14 protein-coding genes are annotated in these 15,293 nt (G+C 41.1%); 3 read left to right on the forward strand and 11 right to left on the reverse strand.

The annotated features are described in order from the left end of the window. Positions 1-32 precede the first annotated feature (32 nt). Genes J4861_RS03390 through J4861_RS03400 form a run of 3 tightly spaced genes read right to left on the reverse strand, consistent with a single transcriptional unit; the run spans position 33 to position 2,442 of the window. A complete protein-coding gene (locus tag J4861_RS03390; protein WP_211815804.1) occupies positions 33-164 on the reverse strand; it encodes a dehydrogenase in 132 nt (43 codons plus the stop codon). Further along, on the reverse strand, positions 154-1,599 hold the full coding sequence (locus tag J4861_RS03395; RefSeq protein ID WP_211815805.1) for a DUF4270 domain-containing protein: 1,446 nt from the start codon (positions 1,597-1,599) through the stop codon (positions 154-156). Before J4861_RS03395 ends, J4861_RS03390 begins: the two co-directional genes overlap by 11 nt. Before the next feature lie 33 nt (positions 1,600-1,632). Then, on the reverse strand, positions 1,633-2,442 hold the full coding sequence (locus J4861_RS03400) for a glycogen/starch synthase (protein WP_211815806.1): 810 nt from the start codon (positions 2,440-2,442) through the stop codon (positions 1,633-1,635). Between the two features lie 229 nt (positions 2,443-2,671). Between J4861_RS03400 and panC the strand changes: the two genes are divergently transcribed. After that, complete coding sequence (gene panC, locus J4861_RS03405) at positions 2,672-3,523, forward strand: pantoate--beta-alanine ligase (protein ID WP_211815807.1); 852 nt, start codon at positions 2,672-2,674, stop codon at positions 3,521-3,523. Positions 3,524-3,532: 9 nt separating this feature from the next. Next, entirely contained in the window at positions 3,533-3,877 is a 345-nt protein-coding gene (gene panD / locus J4861_RS03410; protein ID WP_211815808.1) for an aspartate 1-decarboxylase, read from the forward strand. 311 nt (positions 3,878-4,188) lie between these two features. On the opposite strand, the gene J4861_RS03415 is transcribed toward panD, so the two are convergent. The 8 genes from J4861_RS03415 to J4861_RS03450 form a co-directional block, all read right to left on the reverse strand. Then, a complete protein-coding gene (locus tag J4861_RS03415) occupies positions 4,189-4,617 on the reverse strand; it encodes a biotin/lipoyl-containing protein (protein ID WP_013265101.1) in 429 nt (142 codons plus the stop codon). Between the two features lie 9 nt (positions 4,618-4,626). After that, entirely contained in the window at positions 4,627-4,776 is a 150-nt protein-coding gene (locus J4861_RS03420; RefSeq protein WP_211815809.1) for a hypothetical protein, read from the reverse strand. 17 nt (positions 4,777-4,793) lie between these two features. Continuing rightward, positions 4,794-6,359, reverse strand: coding sequence for an acyl-CoA carboxylase subunit beta (locus J4861_RS03425; protein ID WP_004359500.1), 1,566 nt, complete (start codon positions 6,357-6,359; stop codon positions 4,794-4,796). A gap of 752 nt (positions 6,360-7,111) precedes the next feature. Further along, the gene (locus J4861_RS03430) at positions 7,112-9,241 is read right to left on the reverse strand and encodes a YgiQ family radical SAM protein (RefSeq protein ID WP_211815810.1); all 2,130 of its coding nucleotides are present in this window, start codon (positions 9,239-9,241) and stop codon (positions 7,112-7,114) included. An 85-nt stretch (positions 9,242-9,326) separates the two neighbouring features. After that, positions 9,327-9,656 carry a hypothetical protein gene (locus J4861_RS03435; RefSeq protein ID WP_211815811.1) on the reverse strand — a complete coding sequence of 110 codons (330 nt, stop codon included), beginning with the start codon at positions 9,654-9,656 and terminating at the stop codon, positions 9,327-9,329. Positions 9,657-9,694: 38 nt separating this feature from the next. Then, positions 9,695-12,283, reverse strand: a complete 2,589-nt coding sequence (locus J4861_RS03440) for a golvesin C-terminal-like domain-containing protein (RefSeq protein ID WP_211815812.1) — start codon at positions 12,281-12,283, stop codon at positions 9,695-9,697. Beyond that, complete coding sequence (locus J4861_RS03445) at positions 12,283-12,843, reverse strand: 1-acyl-sn-glycerol-3-phosphate acyltransferase (RefSeq protein WP_204865481.1); 561 nt, start codon at positions 12,841-12,843, stop codon at positions 12,283-12,285. The genes J4861_RS03440 and J4861_RS03445 overlap by 1 nt, the downstream gene beginning before the upstream one ends. After that, entirely contained in the window at positions 12,843-13,115 is a 273-nt protein-coding gene (locus J4861_RS03450; RefSeq protein WP_004359493.1) for a hypothetical protein, read from the reverse strand. Before J4861_RS03450 ends, J4861_RS03445 begins: the two co-directional genes overlap by 1 nt. Positions 13,116-13,316: 201 nt before the next feature. Here J4861_RS03450 and J4861_RS03455 point away from each other — a divergent pair, with 201 nt between their 5' ends. Continuing rightward, on the forward strand, positions 13,317-14,960 hold the full coding sequence (locus J4861_RS03455) for a diphosphate--fructose-6-phosphate 1-phosphotransferase (protein WP_036925131.1): 1,644 nt from the start codon (positions 13,317-13,319) through the stop codon (positions 14,958-14,960). The last annotated feature ends 333 nt before the right edge of the window (positions 14,961-15,293 follow it).

Raw genomic sequence — 15,293 nt, forward strand, 5'->3', positions numbered from 1 at the left:
GTTGTAAGTCCGATTCTACATTTTATATTCTATTACAGTGCTTCGTCGTCAGGCTTCTGAAGTTTCACTTTGGGCTGTCGTCCCAAGTGCTTTTTCTTACGAAGCCAAGCCGCCTTGCGCTGCTCATATTCCTCACGATGACGTTCCAAGAAGTTATCTGCCATTGAACTTACCGTATATTATCGAAATCTGAATATTCTTTCCAGTCGATGTGTTTCCCAATAACTTTGTGCTTGAGAGACCCATATCGTGGGAAACCTTAGTAATAATTGTTTTCTGAGTACTACCAGAACCTTGTGTTACAGTCTGCAATTCAACTGGTACAATTACAACTTTACCCCATGCAGGCATTGATGTGTTGCGTGAGAAGAGGTTGATAATTCCCGAGATATTGTTGAACACATAGCTATTCGTTGTCTTGTTGTAACTTGCCAAGAACGAAGTCTTGTTATCAGGTAGACGGTTGTTCGCAAAGAACGACTGTAGACTATCGGCAGCTACCATAACGACATTCTGTGGTATTCCAAACTGATAATCGGATGTTGTACTATTGTTTTCTCGGTAGAGTATAACCTTAGCCGAGTTGATAGAATCGTTTGTATGTCCTGCCATAATGTCAGATACAGGGAGCGTCAACTTTGTAAACAAGCCTGCTGGAGTCTTAAGATAAGTATGACCAGACTCACTTGCTAACTGCCGTAACTTTGTGTTGTCGTTAGAGAAGTTTGTCAACTGAAGGACCTCTTCAGTACTTACAAAGTTGGTTGATATCTCTGATACTTTACCCTTTTGTTTATTCTTGAAGTAAATATTCAGCTGTGCAACCTGTATATGTGCCATTGAGCCTGAACCACCATCTATCTTGAAATAGAAACCTGGGCAGATTTCATGCAAGAAGCGATAAGGATTACGGAATGCAGTTGGATTCTGCTGATACTTGCGGAGTAGGTAAGTTCCGTAGTTGTTATATGTAACACCGCTCTTGTCCTTGTACTGTTTGTTTAGGCGAACAATGATGTTACGCCTATAGTTTTTCTTATTTCTGATACTGTCAGCTTCTGTGTAGTCTGTCAATGTGAATGAACGTTTCTCTGCAATACCACCTTGTGCAGCTGGACGAATATAGCCTTGTGCTTCTGGATCGAAGTTAGAGTAGTAGATTACTCCTTCCTCAACAGGCTTTGAAAGTTCGTATGCTGTCAGCTTCATCTGGCTCAGAGAATCACCGTAGTAGCTGCTGTAATACAGTCTTATATCGCATGAATCAGCAATAATCTCATTGTTTGCATCACGACTCATGATAGAGTCCTTTGCTGGCAACTCATAACTACTAAGCACATGGAACTGTGACATAAGATTACCCGTAACAGTTGTATTTGTTTCAGGGTCAACCATTCTGCCCAAATATCCAGTTGATGAACGTGCTATAACACTGTCAGCAACCATTGTTTCAGAAGCTACGCTGAAGGTGTCTGCCTTTATAGAAAGTTTGTCGCCATTGTCGATAAGTGAGCCTCCAAGGGTATCTGTAGTATCATCACATGATACCATTCCGATACAAGCTGCAAGCATACAGGCTGCAATGAATTTCTTTCTCATTTAGAATATCTTAATTGTATGAATCTAAGTGTATCAGAACAATTTATTATAAAATTCTGAATACTTCTCCTTTAGTTCAGCATCATCGATAGCATGTTCCAAAAGCTGCTTATCGTGAGTCTTAGCATAGTTGATAAGATCGGCGTGAGCTTTGTCGCTGGTACCAATGACACCGTCCGAATAGTCGATAGCCAGTTTACCTAACTCCATGAAATCGAAGTCGTCACCATAGTTCTTCAAGTACTTAGCCTTCGCCTCACGGAACTCAAGACAATGCTTAAAGTTCGTTCCCAAGCTGTCTTGTGGCTGTTCTGCAAAGAGTGAAGTCACAACCTTTGAATTGGCAAACTGTGGCTCATCTTTGTAGGCAGTCTTTACATAGAATGGGATAACAGAAGACATCCAACCCTGGCAATGGATCACATCAGGAGCCCATCTTAGCTTCTTTACTGTCTCTAATACGCCTCTTGCAAAGAAGATAGCACGCTCGCCGTTGTCAGGATAGTCGTTGCCCAATTCGTCCTTTGTCATTGCAGGACGCTTTTGGAAATAATCTTCATTATCAATGAAATAAACCTGTATACGTGTCTGCGGAATACTTGCCACCTTGATAATCAATGGATGGTCGGTATCGTCTATAATCAAGTTCATACCTGAAAGGCGAATAACCTCGTGCAACTGCCCTCTACGTTCGTTTATATTTCCCCATCTTGGCATGAATGTACGGATCTCAAATCCAGCTTCTTGCATGACGTGTGGCATTTCTGAGCCATAGAAAGACATCTCTGTCTCAGGCACATATGGCATGATTTCTTGATTAACAAATAATACTTTTTTTCCCATTCTTTATATTAGAATTTTTGTTTCTGCAACTATTGCAAGCAAACGCATAGAATGTTAGTCTTTTCTGGGCGCAGCTTATTTTCTGCAAAGGTACGAAAAAAAAATGAGACAACTCCTGCTTTCGCCTGAAAACAAATAAAAAGTAGGGCATGTTGAGATTATTTAATTAAAATCTCGTCTATTTAATTATTTTGTTGTTACTTTGCATCGATTTTAATTTTAGAGACTGATGAAAGTTATCCAAAAGATTGTTGAACTTCAGAACGAACTTTTCTCTTGTCGCAAGGAAAACAAAACTATTGGATTAGTTCCTACGATGGGTGCGTTGCATGATGGTCATGCGTCACTTGTGAAACAAAGCGTCAAGGAGAATGATATAACAGTTGTTTCTGTTTTTCTTAATCCTACCCAGTTTAATGATAAGGGAGATTTAGAACGTTATCCTCGTACATTAGAGGCTGATTGTAAGCTTATTGAAGCTTGTGGAGCAGACTATGTTTTTGCCCCATCTGTTGAAGAAGTCTACCCTAAACCAGATAATCGTCAATACGAGTTTTCACCACAATCTACAGTGATGGAGGGTGCAAAACGTCCTGGTCATTTCAATGGTGTTTGCCAAGTTGTCAGCAGATTATTCTATATTGTTCATCCAGACAGAGCCTATTTCGGTGAGAAAGATTGGCAGCAGATAGCTGTTATCAAACGTCTTGTTGACTTCATTGGCATGAAGGATGAAATAACGATAGTAGAGTGTCCAATTATACGTGATGCAGACGGTCTGGCTATGAGTTCACGCAATATGCTATTGACAGCCGATGAGCGTGCTGTAGCACCGAAAATATATGAGGCGTTAAGTCAAAGTGTAGCGTTCTCTAAGACCCATACTGTTGCAGAAACACGTGAGAAAGTTATTGCCGATATCAATGCAGTAGACGGACTTGAGGTAGAATATTTTGAGATTGTAGATGGCAACACGCTTCTTGAAGTAAATACATGGGAAGCGTATGTCGTAGGTTGTATTACTGTTTATTGTGGCCATACGCCTATCCGACTTATTGACCACATAAAATACAGAGGATAATAAGAAAAGATGCAGATAGAAGTATTAAAAAGTAAGTTGCACTGTGCTACTGTCACAGAGGCAAATCTTCATTATATGGGTAGTATTACCATTGATGAAGACTTGTTGGATGCTGCTAATATGATAGCAGGTGAAAAGGTTCAAATTGTGAATAACAACAATGGTGAACGCTTTGAAACTTATATTATTAAGGGAGAAAGAGGCTCTGGCTGTATTTGCCTTAATGGTGCAGCAGCTCGCAAGGTTGTAGTAGGGGATGAGGTAATAATTATCTCTTATGCATTGATGGATTTTGAAGAAGCAAAAACCTTCAAGCCTTCAATTGTATTTCCTAAGGAAGGCAATCGACTATAAACAGATAGAAAATAGTATTAGCCAAAGGATTAATCCTTTGAGTGTGTAAGTGTAGGGCGTAGTGTCCTTACTGTTATAAGCATACAATCACATTTCTTCTTTCAATGTAAGGTAAGGAAGTTATTTATTAATAAGGTGTAACTTAATAATAGATATTCCTCTTTCCTGCTTGGAGAAAGAAATGTGATTGTGTGTTTTTTATGTTCTATATTTTGATGTACTATTATCAAAAAGCGAGGGTATGTCGTAATGACACACCCTCTTGAGAAAATGATAATAGCATCAGTGACGAATGTCAACTGATAGCAGAATTATTCAATAACAACCAATGGGTCGTCCTCAAGCACAGCCTGACCGACCTTTACAGCAATAGCAGTTACCTTGCCATCCTTCTCAGCTTCGATGTTGTTCTGCATCTTCATTGCCTCGAGGACAACAACAGTATCGCCAGCCTTTACCTCCTGACCAACAGTCACCTCAACAGATGTGATGGTTCCAGGAAGTGGAGCCTTAACAGCTGCAGAACTGTTGATAGCAACAGCAGGAGTAGCCTCCTCACTTGCCTCAGCAGCAGCTGGCTTACCAAGCTCAACCTTCTTCTTCTCTGGCTCAGCAGGCTGTTCCATCTGTACTGCATACTGCTCTCCGTTGACAGATACTTCTGCAACATTCTCGGCATTAATCTCACCAATCTCGACTTTATATTCCTTGCCGTCGATAGTATATTTGAATTCTTTCATTGTTGTCTATTATGGTTTCTTTGTCATTATCTCGAACTTAGCATCCCACATTGTCTGCTTTGGCAGAATAGTGATAATACCTGATTCGTTATCGTGAACATTGTTTCCGGCAAACTCATAGAGTGCCATTGCAATAGCTGCATATACGTTCTTATCCATAGTCGCGTGCCTCCTTATTACATTGGCATACAGCCATGCTTCTTAGCTGGTAAGTCTTGCTTCTTATGAGCCAACTGAGCTAAGCCGCGGCAGATGCGGAAACGAGTGTTGCGTGGTTCGATAACATCGTCGATATAGCCGAACTGAGCTGCCTGATATGGATTAGCAAACTTCTCAGAGTACTCCTCTTCCTTTTCAGCGAGGAACTGCTTAACGTCGCCACCCTGCTCTTTAACTTCTTTAGCTTCTCTACCACAGAGAACGGCAACAGCACCAGATGCACCCATAACGGCAATCTCTGCGCTTGGCCATGCAAAGTTGAGGTCAGAACGGAGCTGCTTGCAACCCATAACGATGTGTGAACCACCATAGCTCTTACGCAATGTGATAGTAATCTTTGGAACTGTAGCCTCACCGTAAGCATAGAGCAACTGTGCACCGTGAAGGATTACAGCGTTATACTCCTGACCAGTACCTGGGAGGAAACCTGGTACGTCAACAAGTGAAACGATTGGAATATTGAAAGCATCGCAGAAACGAACGAAGCGCGCACCCTTACGGCTTGCGTTAGTATCTAATACTCCTGCGTAGGCTGATGGCTGGTTAGCTACGATACCAACACTTTGACCATTGAAACGAGCGAAACCAGTGATGATGTTCTTAGCAAACTTTGGCTGAACCTCAAAGAACTCTCCGTTGTCAGTTACAGCCTGAATTACCTTGTACATATCGTATGCCTGGTTTGGATCGTCTGGGATAATCTCGTTCAAGAGGTCTTCCTTACGGTCGATAGGGTCAGTACACTCTACACGTGGTGCTTCCTCGCGGTTGTTTGAAGGAATGTAAGAAAGGAGCTTCTTGATAAGGTCCATTGCCTCTTCCTCAGTCTTAGCTGTGAAGCTTGTTACACCGCTCTTTGAAGCGTGAACGCTTGCACCACCAAGGTGCTCTGCGTCGATATCTTCACCAGTTACGGTCTTTACAACCTTAGGACCAGTCAGAAACATGTAACTTGTCTGCTCCTTCATGATGATGAAGTCTGTCAATGCTGGAGAGTAAACTGCACCACCGGCACATGGACCAAGGATGCTTGAGATCTGTGGGATAACACCAGAAGCGAGGATATTACGCTCGAAGATTTCGCCGTAACCTGCCAAAGCAGAGATACCCTCCTGGATACGTGCGCCACCAGAGTCGTTCATACAGATGACTGGTGCACCGTTAGTCATAGCCATATCCATTACCTTGCAGATCTTCTGAGCCATTGTTTCAGAAAGCGAGCCACCATTTACGGTGAAGTCCTGTGCATAGAGGTAGACGAGACGACCGTCGATAGTTGCTGAACCAGCAACAACACCATCACCGAGGTACTGCTTCTTCTCCATACCGAAGTTATGACAACGATGGAGTTTGAACATATCGTATTCCTCGAAGCTGCCTTTGTCAACCAGCATTTCAATACGCTCACGTGCAGTATACTTTCCGCGCTCATGCTGCTTGTCGATAGCCTTCTGGCCACCACCTAAGCGTGCTAACTCGCGCTTCTCCACGAGTGCCTTGATCTTTTCTGTTTGCTTACTCATAATTTGAATTTATTTTCTTATTTATAGCTTCTTAATAAATTATCTTTTAATCATCTGTTTCTTCCTGCCAATTTATTTTGTAGGAGCAAAAAGGCTCTTATTACAGAATCAAATGCAAAATTACTAAAAAAGGTGGAGATAGTTATCTTCACCTCTTTAAATATTGTTAAGGTTTTAGGTTTAATGGCTTCTATCTGTATCTAATTATATAGCTCCGTGGGAAAAAGATGGTGTTTAATAGGCAAGATGTATCTGTTACATGCTATTCTGACGATGATAAGTGTTTTTTGAGTTATTGATAAAGCGATAGGTTGCTAATCGCTCTGTGTTTATCATTCACACTTCTATTTTGTAATGAAAATTCAAATCCTGAAAAGTAAAATATGCTCTTTGGGCTTCTAATTAAGGCTTAATTGACTTGTAAAAGATGCCTTTTTGAGGTCTTACTAACGCCCTTTTGAAGTCTAATTAAGCACCTTTTATTACTTGGTTATGTAACTGTTTGAAAACTAATTGGTTGTAGTTGTGATGAAAAAACTTCTATTTCGATAAATTACTGTGCTTTCTCATCTTCTTTTTGTCGTAATATTTTACCAGTGTATTCTTGTTTTTAGTAGTCCTTTTCTTAGTTGTGTTTAGATTATTGGATGTGCTAAATAATAGAGTAGAAAGCTCTTTTTAATTTCACCTTATCGTTATAAGTTAAAAAAAAGGAGCCATGCCTTTTGGGTCATAACTCCTTTTTTATAACTTTATTTTTGTCTGCGACGATGGTTACCAGAAAAGTTTGGATTGAAACTCTTTGGCTGTTTCCCATTTTGCTTAGCAGATTTCCTACGATTCTCTGTTGGTTTTTCCTCTCTTCCCTTCCGTTTTTTGTTTGGAATGTCGGGAGTACTTCCGATTGCCTTAGGATCATAAACCGCACGAGGGTGTCGCTTCGGAACATTGTCATAGAGCTTAGCAATCAAGTCACTACGTCCAATGCGGTGAAGTTCTCGCTCAATATCTCGTCGTGTTTCAGGCTTATACCAGAAGAAGAATTGACGCTGTGCAAGTTTCTCCTTTGGTGTCTTTGCTGAGAAGATTGGCTCGAGTGTGTAAGGATCATACCCCGTGTACCATGCCTCTGTAGAAACAGTCATTGGGGTAGGGGTGAAGTCCTGCACTTGTTCCAAGTGGAAGTCAAGGTCTTTCGTTAGTACTGCCAACTCTGCCATATCCTCTTCCTGGCAGCCAGGATGAGAAGATATGAAGTAAGGAATAATCTGCTGTCGCATATTCTCCTCACGGTTGATGCGGTCAAAAATCTTCTTGAATGCATAGAATTGTTGGAACGAAGGTTTACGCATCAGATTTAGAACGCGGTCTGAAGTATGCTCTGGTGCAACCTTCAATCGTCCACTCACATGTCGTGTTATCAACTCACGAGTATATTGTCTGGCAGCCTCATTACTCTTCTCGTCCTTACTCTTGTGCAGAAGTAGGTCATAACGTACACCAGAACCGATAAAACTCTTCTTGATTCCTGGTAGTTCATCAACTGCATGATAGATTTCAAGCAGTTTAGTGTGGTCGGTTTCAAGGTTAGGACATATCTCTGGATTCACGCAGCTTGGACGTTTACAATGCTCGCAAGCCTTCTGATTTTTACCAGCCATACCATACATGTTGGCTGACGGACCACCAAGGTCGGAGAGATAACCTTTGAAGTCGGGCATCTGTATAACCTGCTTTACTTCCTTTAAGATACTCTCTTTCGAGCGACAGCTAATAAACTTACCCTGATGTGCAGAAATAGTACAGAACGAACAACCACCAAAACATCCGCGATGGATGTTCACACTGTGTTTAATCATCTCATAGGCTGGGATAGTCTTACCACGATATTTCGGATGTGGTTCGCGTGTATATGGTAGGTCGTAGGCTGCATCTACCTCCTCTGTTGTCATGGTAGGATAGGGTGGGTTAACAACGGCATAAACGTTGTCAACAGCCTGTAGGATACGCTGTGCGTGTTTTTTGTTAGACTCTTCTTCTATATGTTTGAAGTTCTCAGCCTGATATTTCTTGTTGTGTAAGCAAGATTCGTGGGAATGAAGTACGATGTCATTCTCTCTTATTCCGCCTGGAATCTCTGACTCTTTACAAAGATATACGGTTTGTGGAATATGCTTTAAATCCTTGATATTAGCACCGTTTTCCAACTCTTGTGCTATGCTTACCACCTGTTTCTCGCCCATACCATAGATGATCATGTCGGCACGTGCATCACAGAGAATACACTTACGAACACAATCTTTCCAATAGTCGTAATGAGTAAGACGGCGCAATGAAGCCTCGATGCCGCCTAAGACAATAGGAACATCGGGATAGAGCTGTCTGAGAATATTAGAGTAAACAATGCTTGGATACTCTGGGCGCAGGTTGGGTCTGCCATCAGGTGAATAGGCATCGTCTGAGCGTAGACGACGATTGGCGGTGTATTTGTTCACCATCGAGTCCATTGCACCTGGCGATATACCAAAGTAGAGACGTGGACGGCCTAACTTTTTAAAGTCTCGGAAGTCGCCATGCCAGTCGGGTTGTGGAACGATAGCTACCTTATAACCAGCTGCTTCAAGTGTTCTACCAATGACTGCAGCACCAAAGGCAGGATGGTCAATATAGGCGTCACCCGAAAAGAGAATAATGTCTAACTGATCCCAACCACGGAGTTCAACCTCCTTCTTTGTAGTAGGGAGGAAGTCTGTTAGCTGAAATCTTGAAGGTCTTGTGATTTTAGCTTCATTCTTAACAGCAGCCTCTCTATCTTGTCGCTGTGTAGGTGTTGTCTTTTTATGCTGCTTTGCAGGTCTTCTATTTTCTTTTTGTGAACTCAAATGTTTTTGTTTTTAAATGAATTTCTTTTTAAGTATGTTACTTGTTTTCAAGAAATTGAACTTTACTATTATTCCTTCTTTATGATTAAAGGACTTCACTGTTCTCTTCTTCAGCGTCTTGGTGTGTTAAGACCCACTCCTTGAAGAGTGTAACAAGATTTTTAAGTCCGATAGCTTTCATGTTTTGATTATAAATAACATCAAGACATAAGTCTAACAAGTCTTTATCTTTACCAGGTTCTGACTCGAGAAGTCCACGAACATTGAATTTCAGTTTGTCGAGGATATCCTCGTCAATAATACCATTGGAATCAACCAATCCAGAGAGAAGTGAATACTTCTGAATTGTCTCAAGATGGCTGTCTGTAATCTCAATGCTTCGTGTTCCCGAAGCGTTTGCTTGAATTTTATACATAGTCTTTACACTTTTAGATTATTCCAATTTCTTTGTTGCTATTTCTTCATTAAGAAGTTGACAATACCCTTCATGATACTATTGCGCGTAGGAGCATCCTTGATGCACTCGAATGGGAAGGATAGTGAGAAAACACTGTTGTCAGTTCCTTTATATGCCACAGCTGCTGTTTTGCCATCTGCATAAGTTAAGGTGCTGAAAGCATTGTCAACAGGAAGAATATAGTCTGGTGTATAAGCACCGTAATGTTGCTCGTTTATAGTTCGATAAACATCGAATGACATTCCCATACCATTTACTACAGAGTTATAATTGTCATAGTTTGCCCCATCAAATGTAATCTTGAGGTTGTTTTTCAACCAATCTTGCTCATCAACACCCTGCATATCGGATGCAAGATAAGAACCACTGACAAAGAGTTTGCCACGATTATTCAGATACTTAGTCAACTGTTGACGGAGTGCTGGCTTGAAGGTCTTATAATAATACAAGCTATGTCCATCATCTTTCTCATTACCAAAGAGCAGGTCTACCATTGCATATTTAGAAAGATTGACTTCGCCATACTCAACAGCCTTACTGTTACAGCTGACGATATTGTATTTACCAGCATGGCGTAATGCCTCTGCATGGTCTTTGACATAGTTGAAATCATTTCCTGCAATAACCTTACCTACGAGTTCTTCGCCACCATAACCTAAAGCACTCGGACCTTCTTTGCCTATCATTGCCTTGTTGAAGTTGGCTTGTCTTCCTACCCAACCTGCCACAGGACCATAGCTAAGACCTGGGTCTGCTTCAAGGTCGAAACCCTGTTCTGTGCTTGTATTAACAACAGCAGGAGAAGAAAGACGACTGAAAGCATTGACAATGAGAATAGTCTGAGTTGCACCTTCATTGCGTAAAGCTGAAAGAACTTCTGTTGGGAAACTCTCACCACCACGGTTACAAGCCGTTACTTTAAAGTTGTAGATGACACCTGGTAGTAATTCTATGTCAAAATAAGGATTGCGAACGTTCATACCATTGTCAAAACCTCTTGTTCCCATCGCAACATACACGTTATAGGAAGTAGGGGTTGCGGTAGGTTCACTGGCATCCGTAGTTGGTCTCCATTGCAATCTCACCTTGTTTGCTGATACATATTCTATCTTGAAGTTATTTGGTGCAAGTGGTTGAACAGTATAAGTCTTACCGTGCATGTTAGCTTCATATTTCAAGACAGTCTTATATATAGAACGTGCAAAGGTGAATTTGAAGTTAGGATCTTGGCCTAATTTAATGTCGGGGAAGTTTTGATGAGAGAGCGTCTCAAGGATAGCAGAGGGAACTTCAGGTAATCGCGTTTCGCTATAGTTGCGATCCCACACTGAACGAGTTGTCCAATTGATGTGGAAAGCATTGTCCAAATCCTTCTTTACGTTGGCTACCAACTGTTCTGCAAAGGTCTTTGAAACCTTACGTGAAAGTCCATCTCCTAATGTTTTATTGCCGTCTTGCGTAGTACAGATACCCAAGGTTCCTACGTAACTATCATCAGTTTTCACTCCAGCATCACTGTGTATTGCCAAAGTAAGGTCGATAGGTACTTTCTTACCATCTTTCTTTTCAGGCAGATAACAAGAACCTCCAGCGAGCCAGTTCGTCATCAAGGAACGGCAGTTGATGTCATCGTTATAGTCGTTAGAGCCATTACTCTTGCTAACTACACTCCAAGGTGCACCAGCCCATTGTGCTGAGTATCTTGCACCTTCAAGGAAACGAGGTAAACCACTCACTGTTCCGCCACGGACAATGTTACCCATACCTCCGCCAAAGCGAACTGCATCAGTAGTAACAATACCTCTATGAGAACTATGATTGGTCAACACAACAGAGTTGTTGATGCTGTTTCCCTTGTCAAACTCAAAAGTGCCAAGATAAACCCAAGTGCCACCACCCATACGTTGGTTTACTCGGAAATGTGTTTCTTGTCCTTTATGAAAAACAATATACTCTGCCGCTTCTACACTCTTCTTCTGTGTCTGATAGCTTACATATACGACATAGCGTCCTGTTTCAGGGAAAGTAGGTTGGTAGACAACAGAGCTAATCTTACTGTTGCGCTTTCTTGCTTTTACTTGTCGAGCCGTACCAGCTGTAAATGGATTCTCACCATCATTATAACTTCCATAATGTTGTGCGAAGCCTTTATCCGAAGTGGTCGCCCACTTCTTCTTCATACTCTCTTCCTTGTAGCTGGTGCGACTATCGTTATCTACTATAATTTCATTCTTCTGCCAGTCTCTTTCACGAGGTGTAAAGACAATTGCTCCTGAGTTCTCAAGCATAGGAATAAGATAAGGAAGAACTATTGTTTGTGTGTATAGGTCCTCAGTAGTACCGAATAGTATTGGTCTTTGCCATCTCCATCCACCCTTCTTCGCATCGTAATATCTTCCATGCGATGACCATACAGAAAGATGTCTATTCTGTAATCCCTCTGTGATTTCATTAGGGCGAGAAACATTCTTTACCCATGGTGCATCTTCATAATCTGTTTTCCCCCATGTTGACTTACCTGCTTGTGCAAAAGTGTTTGCAAACGACATTGCAAGAAGGGCTGTACACAGCAATTTTATCTTCATTATCCGTTTAATTCTCCTATCGTAAACAATTCAGGATGCTTACCCTTAAAGTCTTTGAAATACAATTTGATTTCCTTCATGTCCTGTTCCAAATCGCCCGATGGTGTTATAACCTTTGAACACTCGATTAGCTTCCTTTCATAATCTAATCCGTAGAGGTAGATAGGCAGTTGTGCTTTCAGTGCAATATAATAAAAGCCCTTCTTCCATTCTGGATTTAAACTTCTGGTTCCTTCTGGAGTAATACAAAGTTGGAACTTGTCAGCCTTTATAGCATAATCGGCTAATCGGTCGGTCATACTTGTTTTCTTATCACGCCATACAGGGATTCCTCCGAGTTTGCGAAAGATAGGACCAAGCGGCCAGAAGAACCATTCCTTCTTCATAAGGAAGTTACTTTTCAGTCGCTCAGCTCTTGCGTAAAGCTGACCAATTAGGAAATCATAATTACTTGTGTGAGGTGCAAGACAAATAATAGCTTTGTCAGGTAATGTAAACCTAACATCCTTCTTCCACCCCATAAAACTATAAAGAAGCCACTTTGATATACCCTGTAACATTATGCAAGGTTATTGAGTTGATCAACAATCTCATTGACTTCTTTACTAAACTTGTCCTTCAAGTCTTTGAAATATACTTTGGCAGGCATACCTGGCTGAACGTGGGATACGCGTCTGATGTAATTGCTGTGCATTACTAAAATAGAAGTGAGGATAGCCTCAGTATTGTCATTATCACGATTCTCACCATAGAGAGATGCTGCGATGCCCTCTGTAAACAAATCACCACAAATGTAATTGATGGTGCGTTTCAAATCTCTTTTGTTGCTCATATTAATCCTAAATAGCTATATTTTATATTTTCGTTCAAAGATAAATAAAAAAAAAGAAAAGCAAGACTTTCTTACATAAAAATAGAGTTAAAATTTTAATTTAGCGTCTTTTCCTTTCTATTATCGGATAAAAAAGGTAAATTTGCAGAGTAGTAAAGACATTAAATAAATCATTATATTCAAATCATTTAAATTAAACACATGGAAATTAGCGCATTGCAGAAGGAAAGAGCAGGCTATCAGCCAAAGTTGCCTAAGGCTCTTCAGGGTGCAGTAAAGGTGCAGGAAGGTGCTCCTACACAGAGTGTTGACAATCAAGAGGATATCAAGAAGTTATTCCCTAACACGTACGGAATGCCTCTCGTAGAGTTTGTTCCAGCTGATTCGGCTAACAATGCTAAGATTAACGTTGGTATCATCCTTTCAGGTGGTCAGGCTCCTGGTGGTCACAACGTTATCTCTGGTCTCTTTGATGAGGTTAAGAAGTTGAACCCAGAGAACCGTCTTTATGGTTTCCTTATGGGTCCTGGTGGTCTTGTTGACCACAACTACATTGAGATTACAGCTGAGAATCTTCAGGCTTACCGCAATACTGGTGGCTTCGATATGATTGGTTCAGGTAGAACAAAGCTCGAGAAAGAAGAACAGTTTGAGAAGGGACTTGAGATTCTTCGTAAGTTGGATATCAAGGCTGTTGTAATCATTGGTGGTGACGACTCTAATACTAATGCTTGTGTATTGGCTGAATACTATGCTGCTAAGCAGTATGGTGTACAGGTTATTGGTTGCCCTAAGACTATCGATGGCGACTTGAAGAACGATCAGATTGAGACTTCTTTCGGTTTCGATACAGCAACTAAGACTTATTCAGAGCTTATCGGTAACATTGAGCGTGACTGTAACTCTGCTCGTAAGTACTGGCACTTCATCAAGTTGATGGGTCGTTCTGCATCTCACATCGCTCTTGAGTGTGCTTTGCAGACTCAGCCAAACATTTGCTTGGTATCTGAGGAAATTGAATCTAAGGATCAGACTTTGAATGATATCGTTGAGTATATCGCAGGTGTTGTTGCTTACCGTGCAGAGCAGGGTAACAACTTCGGTGTTGTTTTGATTCCAGAAGGTCTTATCGAGTTTATTCCTGCTATCGGTCGTTTGATTCAGGAGTTGAATGATTTGCTCGCTGCTCATGGTGCTGATTATTTGAACCTTGACAAGGATGCACAGCGTAAGTATATCCTTGAGCACCTCTCTGCAGAGAACAAGGCTACATTTGAGACACTTCCAGAGGGCGTTGCTCGTCAGCTTTCTCTCGACCGTGACCCACACGGAAACGTACAGGTATCTCTCATCGAGACAGAGAAACTCATCTCTGAGATGGTTGCAGCTAAGCTTGATCAGTGGAAGAAGGAAGGTAAGTATGCTGGTAAGTTCTCTCCTTTGCACCACTTCTTTGGTTACGAGGGTCGTTGTGCAGCTCCTTCTAACTTTGATGCAGACTACTGCTATGCACTTGGTTCATCAGCAGCTCAGTTGATAGCTAACGGTAAGACAGGTTATATGGCTATCGTTAAGAACACTACAGCTCCTGCTGATCAGTGGAAGGCAGGAGGTGTGCCAATCACTATGATGATGAACATGGAGAGACGTAATGGTGAGATGAAGCCTGTTATTCGTAAGGCACTCGTTGAACTTGATGGTGCTCCATTCAAGACTTTTGCTGCTCAGCGTGAGAAGTGGGCTAAGGAAACATGCTATGTTTATCCAGGTCCTATCCAGTACTGGGGTCCTTCTTCAGTATGTGATCAGACTACTAAGACTCTCGGATTAGAGCAGGCTAAGTAATAGTATATTCATAAAGAAGAGATAGGGGATAACTATATCCTCTGTTTCTTCTTTTGTTTTATACAATTTCTTATTTTCTTCTGACCTTTATGCTTTGAGTAGTTGGTAAATATTTTAAATTATCCCTTTGATATTCAATCTATTATTATAGTATTCATACGAGAATAAAAGCACATGAATACAGCTGTAAGTAGTGCTTAATCGCTTTCATTTTTGTTGTCTATTGATCTAAAGAAACAACATGTTTGAACTCATATTTAAGTTGTGTGCTAATTTATTTTCATGAAAATAATTATTTATTTTCACGTAAATAAATCTTTTTCTTCATGAAAA

It is taken from the genome of Prevotella melaninogenica (assembly GCF_018127925.1).
Taxonomy (GTDB): domain Bacteria; phylum Bacteroidota; class Bacteroidia; order Bacteroidales; family Bacteroidaceae; genus Prevotella; species Prevotella melaninogenica_C.